Below are 22,711 nucleotides of genomic sequence, written 5' to 3'. Positions count from 1 at the left end.
GATGAACTCCTGTGATTAATAGAAAAATGGCATGACGTAGGGAAATCCGAGCGCGACCAGAACCAGCGCGGCCACGACCCAGAAAATGAGCTTGTAAGTAGCGCGCACTTGGGGAATCGCACACACATCCCCTGGTTTGCAGGCTTGCGCCGGTCGGTAGATGCGCCGCCAGGCGAAAAACAGCGCCACCAACGCCGCGCCGATGAAGATCGGGCGATAAGGTTCCAACACCGTCAAGTTGCCGATCCAAGCGCCGCTGAACCCCAGGGCGATCAGAACCAGCGGCCCCAGGCAGCAAGCCGAGGCGAGGATGGCGGCTAGCCCGCCAGTGAAGAGCGCCCCGCGCCCGTTTTGAGGTTCAGACATACGCTTGTCCTTTCAAATCTGGATTGGATAGCTTAAGCTTACTTCCGTACCAATGTACGGAGTCAAGCGATATGGAAAAAAATTTGGAGAATCTGACTATTGGCGTTTTCGCCAAGGCGGCCGGGGTCAACGTGGAAACAATCCGGTTCTATCAGCGCAAGGGCTTGTTGCCGGAGCCGGACAAGCCCTATGGCAGCATCCGCCGCTATGGCGAGGCGGATGTGACGCGGGTGCGCTTCGTGAAATCAGCCCAGCGGCTCGGATTCAGCCTCGACGAGATCGCAGAGCTGCTGAGGCTGGATGACGGCACCCACTGCGAGGAAGCCAGCAGCCTGGCCGAGCACAAGCTTCAGGACGTGCGCGAAAAAATGACCGACCTGGCGCGCATGGAAACCGTGCTATCCGAACTTGTGTTCGCCTGCCATGCGCGGCAAGGGAACGTTTCTTGCCCGCTGATTGCTTCGCTGCAAGGGGAGAAAGAGCCGCGTGGTGCCGACGCGGTGTAGCCGAGGGTAGTTACGCCTTAGCGTGCTTTATTTTCCGTTTTCTGAGACGACCCCGTGTAGACATTGAGTGCATCCAGTACGGTGCCCGTCCTGCCGCCACCAAGGGCGAAAACGGATCAGGCACCCTTCGAACCGAGGTTCGCCGGCGAGCACATGGCGATGGACGCGAGAAGAGTCGTTTGTCGGGAACCCGTGGGGATCAGGCGCTCCGGCAGCCACCGCATGCCACTCAGCCGACGCGTGGCCAGCTCGTCTCGGCATGCGCGTTCGCGCAGGCCGCCGGCTGGCGGTCGTGCTGAGTCAGCTGGTTCGGGGTGGCCGTTCCTGCCCGGAGCGCAGGAACTCAGCGCGCGGTCCACCAGGATCCGGCAGGACCAGGTCGGCCAGCGGATGATCAGCCGCCACCACGGCGAGCTCGGTCACCATTGACACGCAGGAACCGCAGCTGGTGCAGTGGTTGCAAGGCGAGGCATCGCAGCAGTGCTGCGTCTGCGCATCGGCCTCTGTGGCAACCGGTTTCTTGCCAGCCGCCTTGGTGATCGGCGCTCTTGCATGCGCGCCTGAGAGCGCCGCATGCTTGCTCAGGGTCTTCACTTCGGCGACCTGTCCAGGCACCTTCGCCTTCGCAACCGCGACGGTGGGGCAGAACAGCGACGTGGCCACGCTGGCAGTCGCGGGGACGAGCACCGCGAGCACGATCAGGAGCCAGAAGCCGAGGAGTTTCATGGAGAAGGTCGCGAGATGCTGCATTGCACCAAGCGTGCATGGGCATGTCTACCTAGGGTGTTCCCCTTGAAGCTGCTGCTATCGCAATGGCGCCCCCGAATTGCAACGCCGACCCGGCCCCGCAAGAAAAAACCCTCGGTTTTGGCCGAGGGCTGAACCTTCATCGCTGTCGGCGCTGAAGCCTGCCAGGGAGGTAAGCAGGGAGGCCAGCAGTGCCGGCCTCGATGGCGACTCTAGCAGCCACGCCACCACGAATCCAAACGGGGCGTCCCGCAGCCCAGTTTTGCCCATACCGTGCCCGCGTCTTCTCAACATTGAGATTTCGGGGATTTCGTGCGGCCAAAGCTCCTGCTGATGGCGCCGGCGCCCAAGCAGGACAGATAACTCCAAATTATCTACTGTGCTTAGCAGGCGTTTTTCTCGCCGTTGACGCACGTATCGTATTACGTAATACTACCGTTACGTACCACATACGTAATTGGCGGCAGACATGGCAAGATCGGGCATCACGAAGCGCGAAGTGCAGGCGGCGAGACTGGCGTTGTTGAAGGCCGGACACCACCCGTCCATTGATGCCATCCGCATTCACCTCGGTAACACCGGCTCAAAAAGCACGATTTCGCGCCTGGTCAAGGAAATCGAGGACGAAGAAGGTGGCGGCGGTGGCCAGGCGCCACGGACAACCGTCAGCGAGCAGCTGCAGACATTGGTGAACAACCTGGCGGCGCGTCTGGAGCTTGAATCGCAAGAGCGCTTTGACGTGCTGAAGGAAGGGCACGCGGCAGAGCTCAAGCGCCTCACCGAGGCGCGTGACAAAGCGCTGGCCGAGTCACAAGCCTCAATGCGCCAGGCTGAAGCGCGACAAGTTGAGGCGGCTGACGCCAAGGCGGCGGCGCTGCGCGTCCAGGGCGAGCTGAATGCCCTTCGCCTTGAGCACGCCCAGACGACGGGACAGTTGACGACGCAGGTGACCGCGCTGCAGGAACAGCTTGCAGCCGCCAAGGCCCATGCCGCAGAACTTGGCAAGCAACACGAGCACGCCCACCAGGCGCTCGAACACTTCCGGGCGGCATCGAAGGAGCAGCGGGATCGCGAAGCACGTCAGCATGAACAGCAGTTGCAGTACCTGCAGCGAGAGGTGGCGACGGCGACTGAAGCACTGGCCAGCAAACAGGGCGAACTTCGGACGGCACTGCAGGAGAAGGTAGACGCGCTGGGGCTGCTCACAGCTGCGCGTGCCGAGCGCCGGCAGCTCGATGAGCAACTCCGCGGCCTGAAGACGGCCGGCGAGCGCCTGGCAGTCCAGAACCAGCTGGTTGATGACCTGCGCGCCCACGTCCTTCAAGCCGTGCAGCAGTACGAAACCCTCCAATCAAGGGCCGAGGCGCTGGAGCGCCGAAACGGCGAGCTTGAGCGGCTGCTGGCAGCCGCCGAGGCAGCCGCCCAGACGCAAGCCGACGTCGTGAAGGGTGTGCTGGAACGCATCGGGCAGCCGCCGGCGAACAAGTCCAAAGGCAAGGCCGCGTCGACCGGCTGACACCACCCATTGCTGGCGACCTTAACCCCATGTTTTGCACCTAAAACGACGCGGGGGATTTCTAGCCATTCTCGTAAGTTGTTGATTTACTTAGAGGCCGCGCCGCCTTAACCCCAGTTTTTGCACCGAAAACGACGCGGGCTATTTACCGAGCGGTCCTAGCGCATCGTGATGCGCGTGGTCCGAAGCGATGCACGCGGCGTTATCGTCGCCACGGCGTCATTCCGATGCCCCGGGGGACTCACTTGTTCATGGGAGTTAGGACATGAGGACCAACGCCGAAGCTCAGTTTTGGCGCCAGATTCAAGACGTCGATGCCGAACAGCCCAACGACTTCTTCTACAGGGTCGATTCGTTGATGGGAGTACGCACCATCCGGCGAGACACGCTGCTGCGGCCTAGACGCTGGGACACCGGCGACCGGCATCCGCACGTTGAGCTGCTCGCCGCTGATGAGCGACGCGCTCCCCACCAAGCCATCTACCGTCTGTCCTTCTGGCGCACCTTCAAGGATGGCCTTCAGGACTGGCGCACTCGGGCATCCCAGCATCCGATGGTCTTGATGAGGGTCCCTCGCGGCACCGTTCATCGGTCCCTTGAGGGATGGACCTTCGCTGAGGACGATCACCTGGTCGGCCGAGCCGAGTTGATCTGGAAGGTGGGCGGCGTCGAAGAGGACAGCAACGACTTCCATGTCGGTGGGGTGTTGCTGGAGCACGTGGAAGTCTTCGACGCGAGCACCGGACGATGGGAGCCGTGGCATGCGAGCTCAGCGACGGTCGCCGACTCCAAAAGAATGACTGCCTCGGGGTGGTCGCCGATCGCAATCGACACGCGCCAGGGCGGCGCTGGCATGGCGTATTGGCACGTGGTGCCGGAGTTCGCTCATCGTCCGGCGAACTGTCGGTATTGGTGCCTCATCACGCTTGACGAGAACATGCCCGGCACGCTCGGTGGCGAAAACGCGGCCCTGACACGCGTCATGTGGCATTTGCTGCCAGGACCGCTGCGGGAGCTCGCCCACTGCCTGGCTGGCGTGATGACCGTGACGCCGACGCGCGATCGAGTCTGGACGGAACAGCTCAACGTTTCCTGGGTCCAGGACAAGGCGCCTTGGCCAGCGTTCCTCCGCAGAACTCCTGAACCCAGGCTCTTCCTTGAGCGCCGCATCCAGCTGAGCCAGGAGGACGTGGCGAGGCTCATCAGGGAAGCGGGGCTCGTATCCGCCCGACCGGAATACAAGCGATCTATCTGGAACGAGCCGAGCTGACCACCACGGGAGGCGGCGCCATCGGCGCTTTGCTCGACACCATTCATTGCGGGGGTCCGGCAGACGTCGCCGGTCACGGAGGCCCACCTTGAGAAGGGGAAAGTGTTTTGCGCGGGCTTACCCTAGGCTCTTAACCCCAGTTCCTGCACCGAAACCGAGATCACCCCGGGAGGACAACAGGGCGAACCGGAAGCGGCAAGCCCCCGGCTCGGTCGTGCGGTGCGCCGGTTCTCTGACAGTTCCCGGTTTTCAGTACGCCGCCACCGCCTGCGCAGCGGCCACCGTGGCGACGATTCGCTGCCCGGCACGCTCGACCTTGGAGATGCTCAGGTCCTCGTTCAGCACGTAGGCCGTCTTGCCGTCGCGCGTGAACACGATGGCCTGGCGCGGCTGCTTGAAGCCGGCGATGGTGGCGACCACCTTCAACGTGGCCACGTCGATCACCGACACCGTGTTGTCGGCCAAGTTGCCCGAGTAGACGAAGCGGCCGTCGGGCGTGAGCGCGGCGCCGTAGGGGTCGCGGCCCACCGGCACGGTGCCGGTGACGCGGCGCGCGGCGATGTCCACCACCGCGATGTCGTTGCTGCCGCTGTTGGCCGCAAACAGGGTCTTGCCGTCGGCGGTGACGGAGATGGCGCGGATCTTGTTGAAGCCGGTGATCTCGCCCTCGATCTTGTCGGTCTGCGTGTCGACGATGGTCACCTTGTCGCCCAGGAAGTTGGTGACGTAGAGCTTCGCGCCGTCCGGGCTCAGGCGCACGCCCTGGCGCGGCTGCGCAAAGCCGGTGATCACCGCCTTGGCCTGCCCGCTGGCGGTGTCCAGTCGCGTCACGGTGCTGCTGGCCTGGTTGTTGACGTACAGCGCGCTGCCGTCCTTGCTGAGCGCGGTGCCGAAGGCGCCGGGGCCGGCCGCCAGCGTCGACGCGGTGGCCAGCGGCTTGAGCGTGGTGGTGTCCAGGCGCGTCACCGTGCCCAGGCTGCTGTCGGAGACATAGAAGCTCTTGCCGTCGGGCGCGAACACGATGTTGCGCGGCGTGACGTAGCCGCGCAGCACACCGCGCACGGCACCGGTGGCCAGGTCGTAGACGATGACGTCCGGGCGCTCGCTGTAAGACACCACGGCGGTGGCCTCGTCGGGGCTCAGCGCCAGCGAGTTGTTGCGGATCTGGCCGTCGAAGGTGACGCGGGCCGGGGTGGCTTCGGCGGCGTTGGCGGCGTTGGCGGGCACGCTGGCGGCGACGAGGACGAAGGTGCTGCACAAGGCCAGCGCGGTGGTGCGGAAGAAGGTATTCATGGGATGTCTTTCGGAGAGTGTTGAGAAAAGAGGGAAAGGCTTGCTGTGGTGGACGAGGAGAGCCCGTGGTTTATTCCGTCGGGCCGTGAATTCGAGGCTTCAGCCGAGCAGGGCCGGTACCCAGCGGTTGATCAAGGCACCGCCGACGATGAGCCAGCCGAACAGGATCAGCGCCAGCAACAGCGGCTTGGCACCGGCCTTGCGGATGGCGCCGATGTGCGTGGACAGGCCGAGTGCGGCCATGGCCATGGCCAGCAGCGCGGTGTCGATCTCGGTGGTCACCGCCACCACCGAGGCCGGCAGCCACTGCAGCGAGTTGAACAACACCACCGCGACGAAGCCGAAGGCGAACCAGGGCACGGCGAGCTTGCCTGGGGCCTGGCCCGTGGCGGCGGAAGTGTGGGCGTGGCGTTTGTCGTCACGTGCCAGCCAGGCCGACAACATCACCAGGAACGGCGCCAGCATCATCACCCGCACCATCTTCGCGATGACGGCCGAGTTGGCCGCGTCCGGGCCCACCGAACGCGCCGCGGCCACCACCTGGGCCACCTCGTGGATGGTCGAGCCGGCATAGATGCCGAAGCCGTTGGCGCCACCCGGAATCAGCGCCCAGTGCTGGTTCAGCTCGAACAGCGCCGGGTACAGAAAGATCGCCAGCGTGCCGAACACCACCACCGTGGCCACCGCCACCGTTACCTGCTCGGCGCGCGCCTTGACCACCGGTTCGGCAGCCATCACCGCGGCGGCGCCGCAGATGGAGCTGCCGGCGCCGATCAGCATCGCCGTCTTGCGGTCCAGGCCCAACCAGCGCGTGCCGATGAAGCAGGCCAGCGCGAAGGTCGAGCCCAGCACCAGCGCGTCGATGGCGACGCCGGCGATGCCGACGTGGCCGATGTCCTGCACCGTCAGCCGCAGGCCGTACAGCACGACCCCCAGGCGCAGCAGGTTCTGCTTGGACACGTTGACGCCGGCACCGCTGGCCGCGGCCAAGCGCGGCACCAGCGGATAGACCGTGTTGCCCACCAGCATGCCCAACACGATGGCCAGCGTCAGCGCACTGAAGCCGTGGTCCTGCAGCCAGCCGATGTGGCCCAGCGCGATGCCGGTCGCGGCCAGGGCGCCGCTCAAGGCCAGGCCGGGCAGCAGGGCTGCCAACTGCAAGCGCAACCGCGCTGCCCGGTGGCCGGCTGACGGGCCAGGGCTGGCTTGTGAGGTCGACAGCGCGTGCATCACGCCAGCACCCAGATCAAGGCGATGCCGGCGCACAGCAGCACGGCCGCCAGCGGCACTGCGACCGGCATCCAGCGCAGCACCTGCGGGTCGATGCTGCTGTCGGCGGCCAAGGTGGTCGAGACGGCATGGGCCACGTCGCGGGTCGGCCCCATGAAGCCCGCCACTGGCCGCCGGGCAGCAACCCATTGAAGGGCATGCAGCGCCTGTGGGGCCAGCGGGCCGGGTGCTGCGGGGCGTGGGGTTGTTCGTTCAAGGGTCAGCATGTCGGGCTCCAGATGCCGGTGGTGGCGCGGCAGGCCGCCGCCCCGTGATCGAGCGGCCAGGCAAATTTAGAGCTTGGCAATCAACCCGTCCAACGGGTTGTATGACTAAGATGTACCTGCGAAATCGATAACAAAGGCAATCACCGTGGACGTGCTTCGACTCACCCTGCGTCAGCTGCAGATTTTTGTCGCCGTGGCGCGCAGCGGCAGCACCACGGCGGCCAGCGCTGAGATAGCGCTGTCGCAATCGGCCACCAGTTCGGCCGTCAACGAGCTGGAACGCCTGCTGTCGCTGCGCCTGTTCGACCGCGCCGGCAAACGCCTGCTGTTGAACGACAACGGCCGCGCGCTGTTGCCGCGGGCTTTGGCTTTGCTCGACGGCGCCGCAGGCATCGAGCAGATGTCGCGCGACGGCAGCGCGCAGGCGCAGTCGCTGCGCATCGGCGCCAGCACGACGATTGGCAACTACGTGTTGCCCAAGCTGCTCGCTGGCTTCATGGGGGCACAGCAGCCCGGCAGCGCCGCCGCCTGGCGGTCGAAGGTCGTTATCGGGAACACCGCCGCCATCTGCGATGCCGTGACCGCTTTCGAACTCGACGTGGGGCTGATCGAGGGGCCCAGCCACCAGCCGGAGCTGGTGGTCACCCCCTGGCTGCAAGACGAGATGGTGGTCGTGGCTGCGCCCGACAGTGCGCTGGCCCAGTCAAGCCGGGCGGGCGATCGCATTCCCCTGCGCACGCTGCGTGAGGCGGTCTGGCTGGTTCGCGAAACGGGCTCTGGCACGCGCGAGGCCACCGACCAGAGCTTGCTGCCCCACCTGCGTTCTTACCGGCGCAGCATCGAGCTAGGCAGTTCGGAGGCCATCCAGCGTGCCGCTCAGGAAGGGTTGGGGGTGGCTTGCCTGTCCGCCTGGGTAGTGAACGATGCGCTGGAAGCTGGACGTCTGTGCCGCGTCTCCACGACATTGCCGCGGCAGCTTCGGCAATGTCATCTGGTTGTGCATCGTGAGAAGCAGTCGACGCCCGCGTTGCTGGCGTTCATCGCCCAGGCAGATGCGACCACTGGGGCTGCCCGCTAACGTCCCGGCCCCGCTTCGCATGTCGAAGGTTCAGCCCTCGGCGACACGCGATTACCCTTCAGCTAGGCGCCGACGCCCGCTCCGCCCACCTGCCCATTGATCGGAGCTTTGATGCAATGAGCTGGTCTGGGTAATCGACGTCCGCTTCCGGACGCACCACCCAACGGCTGCTGGCCGTCCACAGACGCACAGCCCTCGCGGTTGAACGGCACCTGTGCGCACATCGCGCACGTTCGCCTCGTAGAGTCGATATCGCGCCCAATGCGGTACGCGGTACGTGCCGACGTTTGCGGTGTGTCGACCGAACGACCCTTCCATTCGATCAGGAACCCCGCGCCGCGATCGTGATCCGCTCGCTCTACATCCTGGCTTCTTCAGCGACGAGTGCAACGTCCCGAAGCGCATCGACCTGCATGGCGTCGAGGTCGATGATTGCATCGGCCATCGTTGCGAGGTGCGGGGTCTGGGTGATGAAGAACTCCTGCCGGTAGCCGCCGAGCTGAAGGACTTCGCGCTTCATGGCCATGAACATGCGCTTGTGTTCTGGGTCCAACGGCCCATCGGCCTCGTCGGAGAACAGCGTGTCGAATCGCCGTCCGGTGTTCTGGGCCAAGTACAGGGCGACCGCGCGCGTCAGGCAGGCGTCGATGAAAGTTCGCTCACCGCCGCTCATCAGGCTGAGGCTCTTGCCGCCGCGCGCGTCTGGGCTCATCGTCCCGAATCCCGACGTGTTATGCCGCATCGCTTCGCAGGCACCTGCGGCGCAGTTGCAGGGGCGGGGACGCCGGCCGGATCGCGGACTCGGCATGTCCGGGTTCTCGGCATAGTGGGTCAACGAGTGCCTGACGCGGGCGGTGGCGCTGTACCTGGCGCAGCATGCCGGTCGGCGCTACGACACCCTGTTTTCTGACGAAGCCGATGGGGCGCTGGACCCCGAGCGCAAACGCATGTTCATGGCCATGAAGCGCGAGGTGCTGCGCGTGGGCGGCTACCAGCGGGAGTTTTTTGTGTCGCAAACGCCGGAGTTGACCGCCATGGCCGACGCCGTGATCGACCTGGATGCGATGCGCGATCGCGGGGTGACTGTAGATGGCGCAAAAAAATGGGCGTCGGCCTGAGGGCGCGACGCCCGGTGGGGGGTCAAAGGGGATCGGTCTCTTCGAAGATCGGCAGACCGTCCACGATGGCTGCATCGCTGTCGAATTTGAGCCAGACGATGCCAGCCAATCTGGCTGCTTCGAAGATCATGGCCATGTCGCTCTCAGCGGGCACCGTGTAGGGCGGGGCGCCCACATAGACGAAACCACCATAGTCGTTCGGGTACACGTTGACCGACAGGTCGTCATTGGCCAGCTTCTGGCGTGTGGTGGCCGTCAGGTGGCAGATCGACAGTGCGGCCAGAGGCTCGACCAGTTCCAACAACCTGGTCACGATGATGTTATCCAAGGCGTACTCCTTCTTGGCAGGAATGAGGCTGTGCCATGCGGGCCAGGGTGGCTGGCAGTTTCACAGCAAACCCTGTTCCGCAAAAGACAGGACGCGGTCGCCTCCCACGATGAAGTGATCGAGCACGCGCACGTCCACCATCATCAAAGAAGATTTCAGCGTCTGGGTCAAGAGCTCGTCTGCACTGCTTGGCGACAGTTGACCGCTCGGGTGGTTATGGGCCAACAAAACGGATGCCGCGTTGTGGGCCAGCGCGCTTTTGACGACCTCACGAGGGTAAACAGACGTTTGGGTCAATGTTCCCCGGAACATCTCTTCGGCCTCGATCAGAACATGCTGGGCGTCAAGGTACAGCACCAGGAACACCTCGTGCTCCAAACCGGCGCAGTACATGCACAACCAGTCCTTGACAACCTTGGGTGACGCCATGACCGGTCCATCCAGCATTTTGGCGCGCATGTCGCGCAGCAGCAGCTCACGTGCGATGCTGAGTTTGTGGGCCAGCTCATGGGGAGCATGCTCAACGGCCTGGTATGCGGCTGCTGCATCGCAGGCGCAGGGCAAAGGGAGGGGGGCTTGGCGAACAGGTGCGGCGAGTAACTCGCTGACCAGTTCGGCACTGGACAAGTGGGTGACGTTCACGGATTTCTCCTTCACAAAAAGGAAAAGCGGGAACGTCCTGTCCCGAGGGGATGGATGTTCCCGCTCGGGATGTGCTGACGCGAGGCCAGCACGGTCAATGAGGCAGGTGACGACTGCGACGCCGACTCAAGGTCGGAGCGCATTCCGCGATGGAATGCAGGTAGCGGTGGGCAGTGTGTCGTGATGGTCAGAAGCGTTCAAGCCTTGATCGCTGCATGCCATGGACAAGGGACCATGGAACCGGGTCATTGTTGAGTGCACGCCTGGGTGACAGCTGAATGTCACCTGAAGTTCAGTGCGGAAATCTTGTTTCAGTGGGTGGCCAAAGCCGTGACACGGGCCTGAAATTTCGCCAAGATGGCGGCTCGAACCCATGCAACGAGCACGACCATGATCCGTTTTGGCCTCCATATCCGGCTCACTCGGCGAGAGATTGAGCGCTTCAAGCTGATCACCGATTTGGAGCCTGTCGGCATCCGCACGCTGGCTGACCTGGATGCCTACATCGCGCAATGCAAGGCGCACTATTGGGGCGTCTCCAGGGACACCCAGTTTCTGCATTGGCTGATCGACCGGGAGTACCAGCAATGCCGTTCAGCGGCGTAGCATGGAGCACGCCGCCTGGCGGTTCATCAAGCAAAGACACGTGGCTCGATGGTGGCGCCGCGCATGAAGGCCAGGTAGGCAGCGGCCTTGCCGATGTCCGCGAAACAAGCGATGGCATCGCTGCCTCGCCTCACGGCCCATGGCAGGTCAGGGCATTCATTGGGCGACAGGCTCAAGTTGGCCTCGCGATAGGCTGGATGCCGATACGGCGTGTTGCCGGTCTGCCAGTCCACCAGGCACAGGATGCAGTCGGTCAAAATGGCGCCGCCACCTGACTCGCCAGGCTCGACCAGCAGGGGGATTTTGAGCATGCCGCCAGATCGGCCAATGCGGCCGACCACGCCATGCTCATCAAGCCACGGTTCACCCGTGGCCAGGTCGCCAAGTATCAGGCGGATCTTCTCGCCAGTTCGGCGATAGGACTCCAGCACCTTGGCCGCTTTGGGATCGGTCCCGGGCGCAAAGTAGGTGCGGTGGTTCAGTGGGGATCGGCCCCATGCGGCTGTGGCCGTCAGGTATTTCTGATAGCCCGCCAGCGTGGCGTAGTCGCCTGGCGCAAAGGCCAGGTGGCTTTGGTCGAGTTGCTGTGCGATCTGGTTGGCATGATCGCGAGCATTGTCAAAGCCAAAGCAACTGTGGCCTGATCGCTCCGTGATGACATAGAGCTTTTGCTCCAGGTTGAGTGTGACGGTGGTCATGAGGATTCCTTGTGTGGAAGCCTGGGGACGCACCGCCGCTCGGGCCGTGGCCCCGCAGGCGTGTTGTTTCGCTATCAGGTCGGTATCAGCCTTGCGCGGCCAACCGGATGGGCGGCTGATCGCAGACGCTGTCCACCACTTGGCTTTGTCGGAGGTGCTCCAGCTTCAGCAGCAGTGCATGGGCATGTGCGCTGTCATCACCTGCCAGGCCAGGCTGAAGGGCCTGCACTTCCTTGATCAGCAAGCGCAGTTCCTGCACGATGGCCCGGTGGGCACGCTTCTCGATGGCGCACAAGGCGTCGGTTGCAGTGGTCATGGGAAATTCCTTCCGTGGGTGTGCCGCACTGCCACTTGGGCAGATGCGGGCGAAATGGGGGAGGACGCGGCATGCACCACCAGCAGATGGGCAGGCGCGTGGGTCGATCTGGGCAGGGCCAGGGCGCTGGCCCCGGCACGGTCAAGACGCGGTGGTCTTGACGTGCGGGGAATCAGGCTGTTTGAGACACAGCATTGGGCTTTGACGGCTCTCCCGACGTGGCGGATGGCGCGTCCTTGGGCACAGAAGCTTGAGCTTCAAAAGACGATTGAGCCTGGGCAAACTCCGGCGCCTTCTTCAGGCGCTTGACTTGGGTTGCTGCCGGTTCGTTGGCAGTAGGTGGCAGGCATTCAACGGCGATGTCGCCGCCTTGGCGCAGCATGTGGCGAAGTGCCAAAGCTGGCGCAACAAAAACGCCATGGAACAGCCAACGCACGAACTGACCGATGCGCCTGTTGCGTGCGGCTGTGGCTTTGTGTGTCCGCAAGGATTGCTTGCAGCACAGGTACAGGGCCAGGTGGTTGCGCTTCATCATCGGGTCAGCTTCCAACTGGGCCATGACTTCGGCGGCCATGACGGGGTCCTGACCCACTCGGCGGTAAAAGCCCATCCAGGCACGAGACTCCTCAATTTCGACACAGCTGCGTTTGGGGCGAGCGCGAGACGCTTCATGATTCATGGTGTGAACTCCAGAAAGGAGGAGGGCACACCTATCCCGGCGGGGAGACGGTGGACTCCCCCAAAGGGTTGCGTGGAAGTGCAGCACAGCCGAATGGCCGTGGCACATGAAAGACGGTTCACATCCCATGAAGTCGAGGGCTCCCGATCAATCGGGCTTGACTTCAATGGGATGCGAACGCGGGTGAACACAAGTTGGGCGAGACCGGGGAGGTCTGCGCGTCATTTCGTGTTCGACCCGAACTGCAGGCGAGGTCAATCGCCACGGTGTCAATGTGCTGACGCTGGACCACAGTCAAGTGGTTCAGGCGGCAGCACGGTAAGCCATGACCTGTTCGACCTGTCGCGAGACAGGCGGCGCAGGCTTCAGCAATGCGGGTAGCACTGCAGGACGGATCACAGGCTCGCGGGCTAGCCCGGAGCCACCCAACAGCACGCAAATGGCGCGCGTTTCCCTTGTCGCATGAGGGCATGCGTTCATGACGTTCTCCTTCAGGGTGTGAAGGGGAACGCCTCGTCCCGATGGGGAACATGGTGGTTCCCCAACTTGGGATGCTTCAGCCTTGGCGGTTGAAGCGGCTCGGCGGCGGCACGGTGAGGTGCGCCGATGACACGGTGTTCAGCATGAGGGCTGAACGAGGCACAAGGCCATTGACATGGCCTAGCTGAACCGAGGTTCAGCTTCTACAAGGCAGGTCACGACTGCGACGCCAGCATGGCTGGACTTCAGGGAGACCGAAATCTCCGTTGAAGGCTGCGTGAACGCGATGTCCACAGGTAGCGCTTGGAGTATGGCCAGGAAGGGCAACGTTGCTCAAGGGTGCCTTGCCACTTTCCGGCTGACGCCATGATCAATTCCCAAGGAAACCGGGCGTTTTGACGTGGAGGGCGATTCGAGGTGCGAGCAAGCTGGCCTCATTTGACGGATTTTTGGTTGCGGGCGCTACCTGTAGTGCTTGAAAGCTTCAAAAATACTAGATATAGTGTTCTGGCACTCTCGTGGTGAGAGTGCTAATGAGAAAAGCCGCTCAAGGATTGGACCCGAGAGCGGCTTGAACAGCCTTCAATCGTTTCCGACGAGGGCTGTGGTCCTGCGGTGAAGCAGTGGCCCAAAGGTAATCGATGCCCAGCGCATTGACAATCCCTTGGTCGCTGGTTGGGGGCCTCTCGCTGTCGGAGTTGACGCTGCTTTCCATAGGAGACAAGCATGGCAGCACCACTGAAGCCCGGACAGAATTCCGGCAAAAGCGGCGGGGTTTACCAAGAGGTGGGCCCCCGTGGCGGCAAACAGCCGAACTACACCACGGTCCCTGACAACAGGCAAATGCCACCTACGTCCAAACCCGGACAAGCGTGGACACCTGTCAAAGTGACGCCAGACAGCAAGCGCTGACGTGAAGGCGGAGGCAGTACGGCTGCCTCCGCCTTTTTCTCGGCAATTGACTCGACGCTGGCGCGCCATGTTCCACACCATTCCATGGGCGTCACATCCACAAACAACGCACGACACCGATGGCCAAGGTATTTTTCTCCTACTCCCACGATGACGAGTCCTATAGAGACCAGTTGGAAAAGCACCTGGCATCCCTGCAGCACGAGGGACTGATCGAGTCTTGGCACGATCGCCGCATCCTTGCTGGGGCAGACCTCAACCAAGCGATTGACGACCAACTGAACCAAGCCGACATCATCTTGTTGCTGGTCAGCGCGAGCTTCATGTCATCTCGCTACTGCTATTCCATTGAGATGAAGCGCGCCCTTGAACGCCAAGCGGAGGGCGCTGCTCAGGTCATTCCCGTGATCGTCCGTCCGTGCGACTGGATGTTGCCACCGCTCAATGGCTTGATGGCCGTCCCGAAAGATGGCAAGGCCATCACCATGTGGGCCAACCTCGACGAGGCCTACACCGATGTGACACGAAGCATCCGTGCTTTGGTAACCAAGCTGGGACGCGGGGATTTGGTCGCAACTGCCGCACCCAGGCATGTACCGGTAGGCCTACCAACAAGCCAGGCCCTCGGCGTATTGCCGCGATCAAGCAACCTCAGGTTGCGCAAGGAATTCACGGAGCGCGATCAAGACGAGTTCCAGCATGCGTCCTTCGACTACCTGGCCCGGTTCTTCGAGGGCTCCCTGGCCGAGCTGCAAGCGAGAACGCCAGGTGTTGAGGGCGTGTTCCGGCGCATCGATGGCAACGCCTTCAGCGGCGTTGTGTACAAGGACGGCAAGAAACTCAGCCAGTGCGGGATCCGGCTTGGCGGAGGAGGATTCAGGCAAGGTGGCATCACCTATTCTTCAGATCCATCGGCACCCAGCGGCAGCTACAACGAGATGGTGATGGTTGAAAAAGACGACCAGGCCATGTACTTCAAACCCCTGGGGATGGCGATGCACCGAGGGCGCTCCGACAAGTTGACTAAAGAGGGGCTGGCTGAGTTTTTCTGGGAACTGTTGATCAAACAACTCCAGTGATGTTGCGCGGGCTCCGCACTGAACGCGCAGCCCACATTCGGTGATCCAATCAGGCCTTGGTTGGGTGGGAAATCATGCCCATCGCGATTTCCCCCGATTTGCTAGGTATTCATGGATCACGCAGCACATAACAAGATCGTCTCGTTCATCTGGTCCATTGCAGATGACTGCTTGCGCGACGTTTTTGTACGGGGCAAATACCGTGACGTGATCCTGCCCATGTTCGTTTTGCGCCGGCTGGACTGCTTGCTGGAGCCGAGCAAGGCGGGGGTACTCGAAGAAGTGCGGTTCCAGCAAGAAGACGCGGCCATGGCTGACTTGGATCCGCATGGCCTGCGCGATGCGTCTGGCAACGTCTTCTACAACACCTCTAAATTCACGCTCAAGAGCCTGCTGGGCAACCCGTCCCAACTGGAGGCCAACCTCAAGAACTATCTGGACGGATTTTCGGACAACGTGAAGGAAATCGTCGATAAGTTCGACTTGCGCAACCAGATCCGCAAGATGGCGCAGTCTGACGTGCTCCACGACGTCATCGAAAAATTCGTCTCCGAAGAAATCAACCTCAGCCCCGATGATCGCAAGGGCCCGGATGGTCGCACACAGCCTGGCTTGTCCAACCTGGGCATGGGCTACGTGTTCGAAGAGTTGATCCGCAAGTTCAACGAAGAGAACAACGAAGAGGCCGGTGAACACTTCACGCCGCGTGAGGTCATCAAGCTGATGACGAACCTGGTGTTCATCCCTGTCAAGGATCAGCTTCCTAACCCGCTGACCATTTACGACCCCGCTTGCGGTAGTGGTGGCATGCTGACCGAGTCGCAGGACTTCGTGACCGACCCTGAAGGCGAGATCAAGGCCAAGGTGGGCGTCTTCTTGTACGGCAAGGAGGTCAACCCCGAGACCTATGCCATCTGCAAGTCCGACATGATGATCAAGGGCAACGACCCCGAGAACATCCGCTTTGGCTCCACGCTGGCCACCAACGATTTCTCTGGCAAGCGCTTCGACTTCATGTTGACGAACCCGCCCTACGGCAAGTCATGGAAGAGCGACCAGAAGAGCATTGTTGAAGGCAAGGAAGTCATTGACCACCGCTTCCAGGTCAACCTGTCCGACTACACGGGCGAGCGCTTTGATTTTTACCCGGCCATCCCTCGTTCCTCAGATGGCCAGCTGCTGTTTCTGATGGAGATGGTGGACAAGATGAAGCGCCGTGCCGACAGCCCTGTGCGGTTTGCCGGCTCGCGCATTGCATCGGTCCACAACGGCTCGGCCCTGTTCACAGGTGATGCAGGCAGTGGCGAGAGCAACATCCGCCGCCACCTGATCGAGCACGATTACCTCGAAGCCATCATCCAGCTACCCAACAACCTGTTCTACAACACCGGCATCACCACCTACGTGTGGCTGCTCACGAACAACAAGCCTGCCAAGCGCCAGGGCAAGGTGCAGTTGATCGACGCGTCCAACCTGTTCCAGAAACTGCGCAAGAACCTGGGTGAGAAGAACTGCGAGTTCACCGACGAGCACATTGAGCAGATCACCCAGCTGTACCTGACCATGCCGGCGCATGGCATCTCGAAGGTCTTCCACAACCGCGACTTCGGCTATTACAAAGTCACGGTGGAGCGCCCATTGCGGTTGGCAGCCCAGTTCACACCCGAGCGCATGGCCACCTTGCGCTACACGCCGGGCATGCAGGAGATCATGGAATGGGTGCACGGCAAGTATGGCGAAGAGGTCTATACCGGCCTGAAAGCCCATGCCGAAGCCATTGAGAACCACCTTGAGCGCGAAGAAATCACCCTTTCACCCAAAAGCCGCAAAGAGCTGTTGTCTGAGACCACCTGGCTGGCACAGCGATCCATCATGCAGGCAGCTCAGCAATTGGCTGGTGTGATCGGCAGTGCGGAGCACCTTGATTTCAATGTGTTCGAAGCCCTGGTGGACGATGCCATCAAAGCTTTGGGCCTCAAGCTTGCTGCGAACGAGCGCAAGCAGATCCTGAACGCCGTGAGCTGGCGAGACCCGCGCGCAGCCAAGGTGATCAAGAAGCGACACCAGCTCACCGCAGCCAAGCTCAAGGACTTGTTGGCCGAACTGAAAACCACGGCCGACAAGTTGGCCGACCATGGCTATTGGCCAGCAGAGGTGCAGGCCGCCGCTGAAACCAAGGGCGGCAAGAAAGCGGCCAAGGCGGGCGAGTACATCGAGTACGAACCCGACAGCGAGTTGCGCGACACCGAAAACGTGCCGCTGTCATTGGACACCCGCCTGGCAGCCTCTGGCGTCATCCATGATTACTTCATCAAGGAAGTGCGCCCCCATGTGGACGAGGCGTGGATCGCGCTGGACAAGACGGTCATCGGCTATGAAATCAGCTTCAACAAATACTTCTACCAGCACAAGCCATTGCGCAGCCTGGAAGCGGTGACCCAAGAAATCCTGGCCCTGGAAGCCGAGACGGATGGCCTGCTCAAGGCCTTGGTGGCTTTTGTGGGAGCAAGGGCATGAGCCCGCGCAAGGTTGTGGCACCCCAGGCAACGGCCCTGCCTGGCGAATTGCTGGGCCGTGTCGTCACCATCCTGGAAGATGCGCGCCAGCGCGTCGCGCGCACGGTCAATAGCGAGATGGTGCTGGCCTACTGGCTCATCGGGCGCGAGATTGTGCAGGCGCTGCAGGGCGGGCAAGATCGGGCGGGTTATGGCCAGAGTCTGCTGGACGGGCTGGCCTCTGAGTTGACCACCCGCTTTGGGCGCGGCTTCTCGGCCACCAACCTCAAGAACTGCCGTTTGTTCTACCAGGCCTACGCGGAGCGCCAGCCCGAAATTCGTCAGACAGCGTCTGACGAATCGAGCCCCTCGGGGTTTCTGGCTGAACTGTCGTGGTCGCACTATGTGTTCCTGACGGGTTTGCGCAATGCCGACGAGCGCCGCTTCTATGAAATCGAGGCGGCCCGAGGTACCTGGACGCTGGCGCAGATGCGCCGCCAGTTCGACAGTGGCTTGTTTGAACGCCTGGCACTGAGCCGCGACCCACAGGCCATCGGGCAACTGGCCGCAGAAGGCGACCTGATTCAAGCGCCCAAGGACCTCATCAAGACGCCCTATGTGCTGGAGTTCCTGGGCCTGGAAGAGCGCAGCAGCTATTCAGAATCCGACCTGGAAGCGGCCATCATCAACAAGATCGAGCACTTCTTGCTGGAGCTGGGCAAAGGCTTCTTGTTCGAGGCCCGGCAAAAGCGCTTCACCTTTGAAGAAGAACACTTCTTCGTGGACCTGGTGTTCTACAACCGCCTGCTGCGCTGCTATGTGCTGATCGACCTCAAGCTCGGCAAGCTGACCCACCAGAACTTGGGGCAGATGCAGATGTATGTGAACTACTTTGACCGCTTCGTGAAGCGCGACGACGAGCACAAGACAGTCGGCATCATCTTGTGCAAGAAAAAGAACGACGCTCTGGTGGAGATCACGCTGCCCCAGGACGCCAATGTGCACGCCTCGGAATACCAGTTGTACCTGCCCAGCAAAGACGAGCTGCAGCAGCGCTTGCAGGAGTGGGCGGCCGAGAGCGCCGTGGCGAGTGGTCAAGATGGCAGCCAGCCTGCGGCCAGCAAGAAGGCGGGCAAGTGATGCGGCGGTATGAGCAGTACGCCCCGAGTGGCTTTGAATGGCTTGGCGATCTACCGTCGCATTGGTCCATTCTTCGCGCCAAATACGTCTTCCGCGAAGTTGACGACCGATCCGTGTCAGGTGACGAGGAACTGCTGTCGGTGTCACACCTGACGGGCGTCACACCGCGCAGTGAGAAAAACGTCACCATGTTCATGGCCGAGGACTACACCGGGGCCAAGCTTTGCAAAGATGGGGACCTGGTGATCAACACCATGTGGGCCTGGATGGGGGCTCTGGGCGTGTCCAGCACCACCGGCATCGTCAGCCCGGCATATGGCGTGTACCGACAGCTTGAACAGCGCCTGCGCCCTCGGTACATGGACTGGTTGTTCCGCACGCCCATGTATGTGGCTGAGTACACGCGCCGATCCACGGGAGTGAACTCATCTCGGTTGCGTCTCTATCCAGATCGCTTTCTGGACATGCCAGTGGTGATGCCCTCGCTTGAAGACCAAGATCGCATCATTGCTTTCCTTGATCAAAAGACCACTGAGGTCGATGCGGCCATCGCCAAGAAAGAGCGCCTGATCGAACTGCTTGCAGAACAGCGCGGTATTCAAATCAATCAGGCAGTGACTCGCGGTCTACAGCCAAACGTTGCGTTGAGGGACAGTGGTGTCGAATGGTTGGGGGTCATCCCTCAGCACTGGGAGTCGGTGCCGCTCAAGCATGTCTCAGCGGTCCAAAGTGGATTGACCCTGGGGAAAAACTACGCTCAGCTGCGAGGGGCCAAGCGGTATCCATATCTGCGCGTTGCGAACGTTCAGGACGGCTATATCGATCTCTCGGAAGTCACCGAAATCACCATGCCCGTTCGAGAGGCAAAGAACTATCTTCTGCGTACAGGTGACATTCTTGTCACCGAAGGCGGTGACATTGACAAGCTAGGCCGAGGAAACTGCTGGTACGGGGAGCTAGAAGAATGCTTGCATCAGAATCATGTCTTTGCCGTGCGTGTGCTTTGTAAGGTTCGACCTGAATTCGTCAGTCTGATCACCGGCGTGCCGTATGCCAGACGCTATTTCACGACCACGGCAAACAAGACAACCAACTTGGCTTCAACCAACAAGACTAAGCTTGGCAACCTGCCATTGCTGGTTCCTCCTTTGCAAGAGCAGGATGCCATCTTGGCGCATTGCCATGACGTGAAGGTCGGATTTGCAGAGTTGGTCGCTGGGGTCAATAAAGAGATTGCAGCGCTGAAGGAAATGAAGAACGTTCTGATCGCTGAAACAATCAGCGGGAAGATCAAAATCTAGGGGAACCATGGTCAGTCAAACCAACGAAGCCGCGCTCGAAACGCACATTGAAACAGCCTTGCTCAAGGATGGCTATCGCGTTGGCAGCCCGGCTGATTTTGACCGGACCTTTGCGGTCGATCGCCAGCTGTTCTGGGAGTTTCTGGAATCCACCCAACCCCAGGAGGTGGCCAAGCTCAAGGACCGCCCCAACTGGCAGCGTCTGGTGCTGGAGCGGCTCAGCAAGAAGATCAAAAAAGACAGCGTGCTGGCCGTGCTCAAAAAGGGGCTCGACGTGGATGACGCCCACTTCGATCTGCTCTACCGCCAGCCCTACAACCAGCTCAACCCCGAGGTGCTGGCCCGCTACGAGGCCAATGTGTTCAGTGTCACCCGGCAGGTGCACTACAGCGAGACCGACAGCCTCAAGTCCATCGACATGGTGCTGTTCGTCAATGGCCTGGCCATCGCCACCATTGAGCTCAAGAACCCGTGGACCGGGCAAACGGTCTGGAACGCCATCTACAAGCAGTACAACCTGCGTGATCCCAATGAGCCGATCTTCGAGTTCGGCCGCTGCCTGGTGCACTTGGCCGCAGACCCGGACGAGGTCTACATGTGCACCCGCCTGGCGGGCAAGGACAGCAACTTCCTGCCATTCAACAAGGGCGTGGACCACGGCAAGGGCAACCCGGTCAACCCGAACGGCTACAAAACAGCCTACCTGTGGGAAGAGATCCTGGCGCGTCGCAGCCTGAGCAACATCATCGAGCAGTTTGCCAAGTTCACGGTTGAGAAGGACAAGAAGACCGGCAAGGAGCGCAAGGCGCTGTACTTCCCGCGTTATCAGCAGCTGGACGTGGTCCGCCGCATCTTGGCCGACGCCCAGCAGAACGGCGTGGGCCTGAGCTACCTGATCCAGCACTCGGCGGGCTCGGGCAAGTCCAACTCCATCACCTGGCTGGCGTACCAGTTGGTGGAGTTGTACAACCAGGCAGGCACGGCCAATGTGTTTGATTCTGTGGTCGTGGTGACAGACCGGCGCGTGCTCGACACCCAGCTCAAGGACAACATCAAACTGTTCTCCGAGACCAAGAACATCGTGGCCCACTGCGAGAGCGGGCAGGAGCTGAAGTACAACCTGGAGGCCGGCAAGAAGGTCATCATCACCACGGTGCAGAAGTTCCCGCGCATCGTTGAAGGCATGGACGCCCTGACGGACCGCCGCTTTGCAGTGATCATTGACGAGGCCCATTCATCACAATCCGGCACCAGCGCCGACAGCCTGAACGAGGCCATTGGCGGCGAAGACGCCGAAGCGCCCGAAGACATCCAGGACAAGATCCTGGCTGCCATGGCGGGCCGCAAGATGAGCAAGAACGCCAGTTACTTCGCGTTCACGGCCACGCCCAAGCCTGCCACGCTGGAAAAGTTTGGCCGTCAAGGCGCCGACGGCAAGTTTTACCCCTTCCACCTGTATTCGATGAAGCAGGCCATCGAGGAGAAATTCATCCTCGATGTGCTGGAGAAGTACACCACGTACAAGAGCTACTACGAGGTGCAGAAGTCAGTCGAAGGCAACCCGCTGTTCGACACGGCCAAGGCCCACAAGAAGCTCAAGGCATTTGTTGAAGCCAGCCCCAAGACCATCGAAGTGAAGGCCCGCATCATGGTCGATCACTTCATGAGCAGTGTGTGGCAGGCCAAGAAGCTCAAGGGCAAGGCCAAAGCCATGGTGGTCACCCGCAACATCGAGTGCGCCATTCGCTACTTCTTCGCCATTCGCACCGCCTTGCAGGAAGCCAATGCGCCGTTCAAGGCGCTGGTGGCGTTCTCCGGCGAGAAGACGGTGGACGGCATCAAGTACACCGAAGACGGCATTAACGGTATCGCGGTGCGCGACCTGCCCGACGAGTTCGAGAAGGACGATTACAAAATCCTGGTGGTGGCCAACAAGTACCTGACTGGCTTTGACGAGCCCATGCTGCACACCATGTACGTGGACAAGAAGCTGCAGGGCGTGCTGGCGGTTCAGGCCTTGTCTCGCCTCAATCGCTGCAACTGGAAGCTCGACAAGCGCGACACCTTTGTGCTGGACTTCTATAACTCGGTGGACGACATCAAGGCCGCCTTCGATCCGTTCTACACCGCCACGTCGCTGAGCGAGCCCACCGATGTGAACGTGCTGCATGACCTGAAGGATGCGCTGGATGCCTTTGGCATCTTCGATTGGAGCGAGGTGAAGAGCTTCAACGAGAAGTTCTTCGCCAGCGCACAGGCGGAGGAGCTGGCGCCGATCATCGACGCCGTGGTGGTACGGTTTGACGCCGACCTGGACGATGAAAAACGCATCGACTTCAAGATCAAGGCCAAGCAGTTCGTGAAGATCTACGCCCAGGTGGCGGCCATCTTGCCGTTCAACAACGTGAACTGGGAGATGCTGCACTGGTTCTTGAAGTTCCTCATCCCCAAGCTGAAGGTCAAAGACCCAGATCAGGACAAGCTGGACGAGCTGCTCAACAGCGTGGACCTGTCGACCTACGGCCTGGAGCGCTCGCGTCTGGAGGTCAAGTGTCCGCGCCGATCCAAATCTGAGCCACTGTGCCGATCCAGTATTGAGCCAGGGCTGGTAGCCGACCAAAGGGTGGTCAGCTGTGGATAAGTGT

At 61.5% G+C, this 22,711-nt stretch carries 20 protein-coding genes and 2 pseudogenes; 11 read left to right on the top strand and 11 right to left on the bottom strand.

Going from position 1 to position 22,711, the window contains the following annotated elements; translation table 11 throughout:
- Window positions 1–15: 15 nt before the first annotated feature.
- Entirely contained in the window at window positions 16–366 is a 351-nt protein-coding gene (locus tag EV672_RS17640; RefSeq protein ID WP_001294666.1) for a mercuric transport protein MerT, read from the bottom strand.
- 71 nt (window positions 367–437) lie between these two features.
- Between EV672_RS17640 and merR the strand changes: the two genes are divergently transcribed.
- Complete coding sequence (gene merR, locus EV672_RS17635; protein ID WP_000414383.1) at window positions 438–872, top strand: mercury resistance transcriptional regulator MerR; 435 nt, start codon at window positions 438–440, stop codon at window positions 870–872.
- A 300-nt stretch (window positions 873–1,172) separates the two neighbouring features.
- Here the strand turns inward: merR and EV672_RS17630 are convergent, their stop codons facing one another.
- Window positions 1,173–1,598, bottom strand: a complete 426-nt coding sequence (locus EV672_RS17630) for a hypothetical protein (protein ID WP_133611284.1) — start codon at window positions 1,596–1,598, stop codon at window positions 1,173–1,175.
- A gap of 490 nt (window positions 1,599–2,088) precedes the next feature.
- On the opposite strand from EV672_RS17630, the gene EV672_RS17625 reads away from it, so the two are divergent.
- Complete coding sequence (locus tag EV672_RS17625) at window positions 2,089–3,135, top strand: DNA-binding protein (RefSeq protein WP_133611283.1); 1,047 nt, start codon at window positions 2,089–2,091, stop codon at window positions 3,133–3,135.
- 265 nt (window positions 3,136–3,400) lie between these two features.
- A complete protein-coding gene (locus EV672_RS17620) occupies window positions 3,401–4,405 on the top strand; it encodes a hypothetical protein (RefSeq protein ID WP_133611282.1) in 1,005 nt (334 codons plus the stop codon).
- 249 nt (window positions 4,406–4,654) lie between these two features.
- On the opposite strand, the gene EV672_RS17615 is transcribed toward EV672_RS17620, so the two are convergent.
- The 3 genes from EV672_RS17615 to EV672_RS17605 all read right to left on the bottom strand — a co-directional run bounded on the left by EV672_RS17615 (window position 4,655) and on the right by EV672_RS17605 (window position 7,194).
- Window positions 4,655–5,698 (bottom strand): beta-propeller fold lactonase family protein, encoded by a 1,044-nt coding sequence (locus EV672_RS17615; protein ID WP_133611281.1) that lies wholly within the window; start codon window positions 5,696–5,698, stop codon window positions 4,655–4,657.
- A gap of 99 nt (window positions 5,699–5,797) precedes the next feature.
- Window positions 5,798–6,865 carry a YeiH family putative sulfate export transporter gene (locus EV672_RS17610; protein WP_130966547.1) on the bottom strand — a complete coding sequence of 356 codons (1,068 nt, stop codon included), beginning with the start codon at window positions 6,863–6,865 and terminating at the stop codon, window positions 5,798–5,800.
- A 62-nt stretch (window positions 6,866–6,927) separates the two neighbouring features.
- The gene (locus tag EV672_RS17605; RefSeq protein ID WP_133611280.1) at window positions 6,928–7,194 is read right to left on the bottom strand and encodes a hypothetical protein; all 267 of its coding nucleotides are present in this window, start codon (window positions 7,192–7,194) and stop codon (window positions 6,928–6,930) included.
- 145 nt (window positions 7,195–7,339) lie between these two features.
- Between EV672_RS17605 and EV672_RS17600 the strand changes: the two genes are divergently transcribed.
- Window positions 7,340–8,272 carry a LysR family transcriptional regulator gene (locus tag EV672_RS17600; protein WP_133611279.1) on the top strand — a complete coding sequence of 311 codons (933 nt, stop codon included), beginning with the start codon at window positions 7,340–7,342 and terminating at the stop codon, window positions 8,270–8,272.
- A 358-nt stretch (window positions 8,273–8,630) separates the two neighbouring features.
- On the opposite strand, the pseudogene EV672_RS17595 reads toward EV672_RS17600, so the two are convergent.
- Window positions 8,631–8,975, bottom strand: a pseudogene (locus EV672_RS17595) (P-loop NTPase family protein); the annotation flags it as partial.
- 124 nt (window positions 8,976–9,099) lie between these two features.
- On the opposite strand from EV672_RS17595, the pseudogene EV672_RS17590 reads away from it, so the two are divergent.
- A pseudogene (locus EV672_RS17590) lies at window positions 9,100–9,390 on the top strand (hypothetical protein); the annotation flags it as partial.
- A 22-nt stretch (window positions 9,391–9,412) separates the two neighbouring features.
- Here the strand turns inward: EV672_RS17590 and EV672_RS17585 are convergent.
- Window positions 9,413–9,718, bottom strand: a complete 306-nt coding sequence (locus tag EV672_RS17585; protein ID WP_133611278.1) for a DUF5983 family protein — start codon at window positions 9,716–9,718, stop codon at window positions 9,413–9,415.
- 60 nt (window positions 9,719–9,778) lie between these two features.
- Entirely contained in the window at window positions 9,779–10,360 is a 582-nt protein-coding gene (locus tag EV672_RS17580; protein WP_133611277.1) for a JAB domain-containing protein, read from the bottom strand.
- Between the two features lie 390 nt (window positions 10,361–10,750).
- On the opposite strand from EV672_RS17580, the gene EV672_RS17575 reads away from it, so the two are divergent.
- The gene (locus EV672_RS17575; protein WP_133611276.1) at window positions 10,751–10,966 is read left to right on the top strand and encodes a hypothetical protein; all 216 of its coding nucleotides are present in this window, start codon (window positions 10,751–10,753) and stop codon (window positions 10,964–10,966) included.
- Window positions 10,967–10,992: 26 nt separating this feature from the next.
- Here the strand turns inward: EV672_RS17575 and EV672_RS17570 are convergent, their stop codons facing one another.
- From EV672_RS17570 to EV672_RS17560, 3 genes are all read right to left on the bottom strand, one after another.
- Window positions 10,993–11,664 carry a hypothetical protein gene (locus EV672_RS17570; protein WP_133611275.1) on the bottom strand — a complete coding sequence of 224 codons (672 nt, stop codon included), beginning with the start codon at window positions 11,662–11,664 and terminating at the stop codon, window positions 10,993–10,995.
- Window positions 11,665–11,749: 85 nt separating this feature from the next.
- The gene (locus EV672_RS17565) at window positions 11,750–11,980 is read right to left on the bottom strand and encodes a hypothetical protein (RefSeq protein ID WP_125244018.1); all 231 of its coding nucleotides are present in this window, start codon (window positions 11,978–11,980) and stop codon (window positions 11,750–11,752) included.
- Between the two features lie 172 nt (window positions 11,981–12,152).
- A complete protein-coding gene (locus EV672_RS17560) occupies window positions 12,153–12,554 on the bottom strand; it encodes a hypothetical protein (protein ID WP_243738760.1) in 402 nt (133 codons plus the stop codon).
- Window positions 12,555–14,170: 1,616 nt separating this feature from the next.
- Between EV672_RS17560 and EV672_RS17550 the strand changes: the two genes are divergently transcribed.
- From EV672_RS17550 to EV672_RS17530, 5 genes are all read left to right on the top strand, one after another.
- On the top strand, window positions 14,171–15,130 hold the full coding sequence (locus EV672_RS17550; RefSeq protein ID WP_133611272.1) for a toll/interleukin-1 receptor domain-containing protein: 960 nt from the start codon (window positions 14,171–14,173) through the stop codon (window positions 15,128–15,130).
- Window positions 15,131–15,241: 111 nt separating this feature from the next.
- Window positions 15,242–17,647: a type I restriction-modification system subunit M gene (locus EV672_RS17545; RefSeq protein WP_133611271.1), complete on the top strand. Its 2,406-nt coding sequence runs from the start codon at window positions 15,242–15,244 to the stop codon at window positions 17,645–17,647.
- Window positions 17,644–18,765, top strand: coding sequence for a PDDEXK nuclease domain-containing protein (locus EV672_RS17540; protein ID WP_133611270.1), 1,122 nt, complete (start codon window positions 17,644–17,646; stop codon window positions 18,763–18,765). The genes EV672_RS17545 and EV672_RS17540 overlap by 4 nt, the downstream gene beginning before the upstream one ends.
- 113 nt (window positions 18,766–18,878) lie before the next feature.
- A complete protein-coding gene (locus tag EV672_RS17535) occupies window positions 18,879–20,066 on the top strand; it encodes a restriction endonuclease subunit S (RefSeq protein WP_166643631.1) in 1,188 nt (395 codons plus the stop codon).
- 7 nt (window positions 20,067–20,073) lie between these two features.
- The gene (locus EV672_RS17530) at window positions 20,074–22,707 is read left to right on the top strand and encodes a type I restriction endonuclease subunit R (protein WP_243738759.1); all 2,634 of its coding nucleotides are present in this window, start codon (window positions 20,074–20,076) and stop codon (window positions 22,705–22,707) included.
- The last annotated feature ends 4 nt before the right edge of the window (window positions 22,708–22,711 follow it).

Source organism: Aquabacterium commune (assembly GCF_004362855.1).
Classification (GTDB): Bacteria; Pseudomonadota; Gammaproteobacteria; order Burkholderiales; family Burkholderiaceae_C; genus Aquabacterium; species Aquabacterium commune.
Note: the sequence above shows the minus strand (reverse complement) of the source record. Positions and strands in the feature narration are given on the sequence as shown.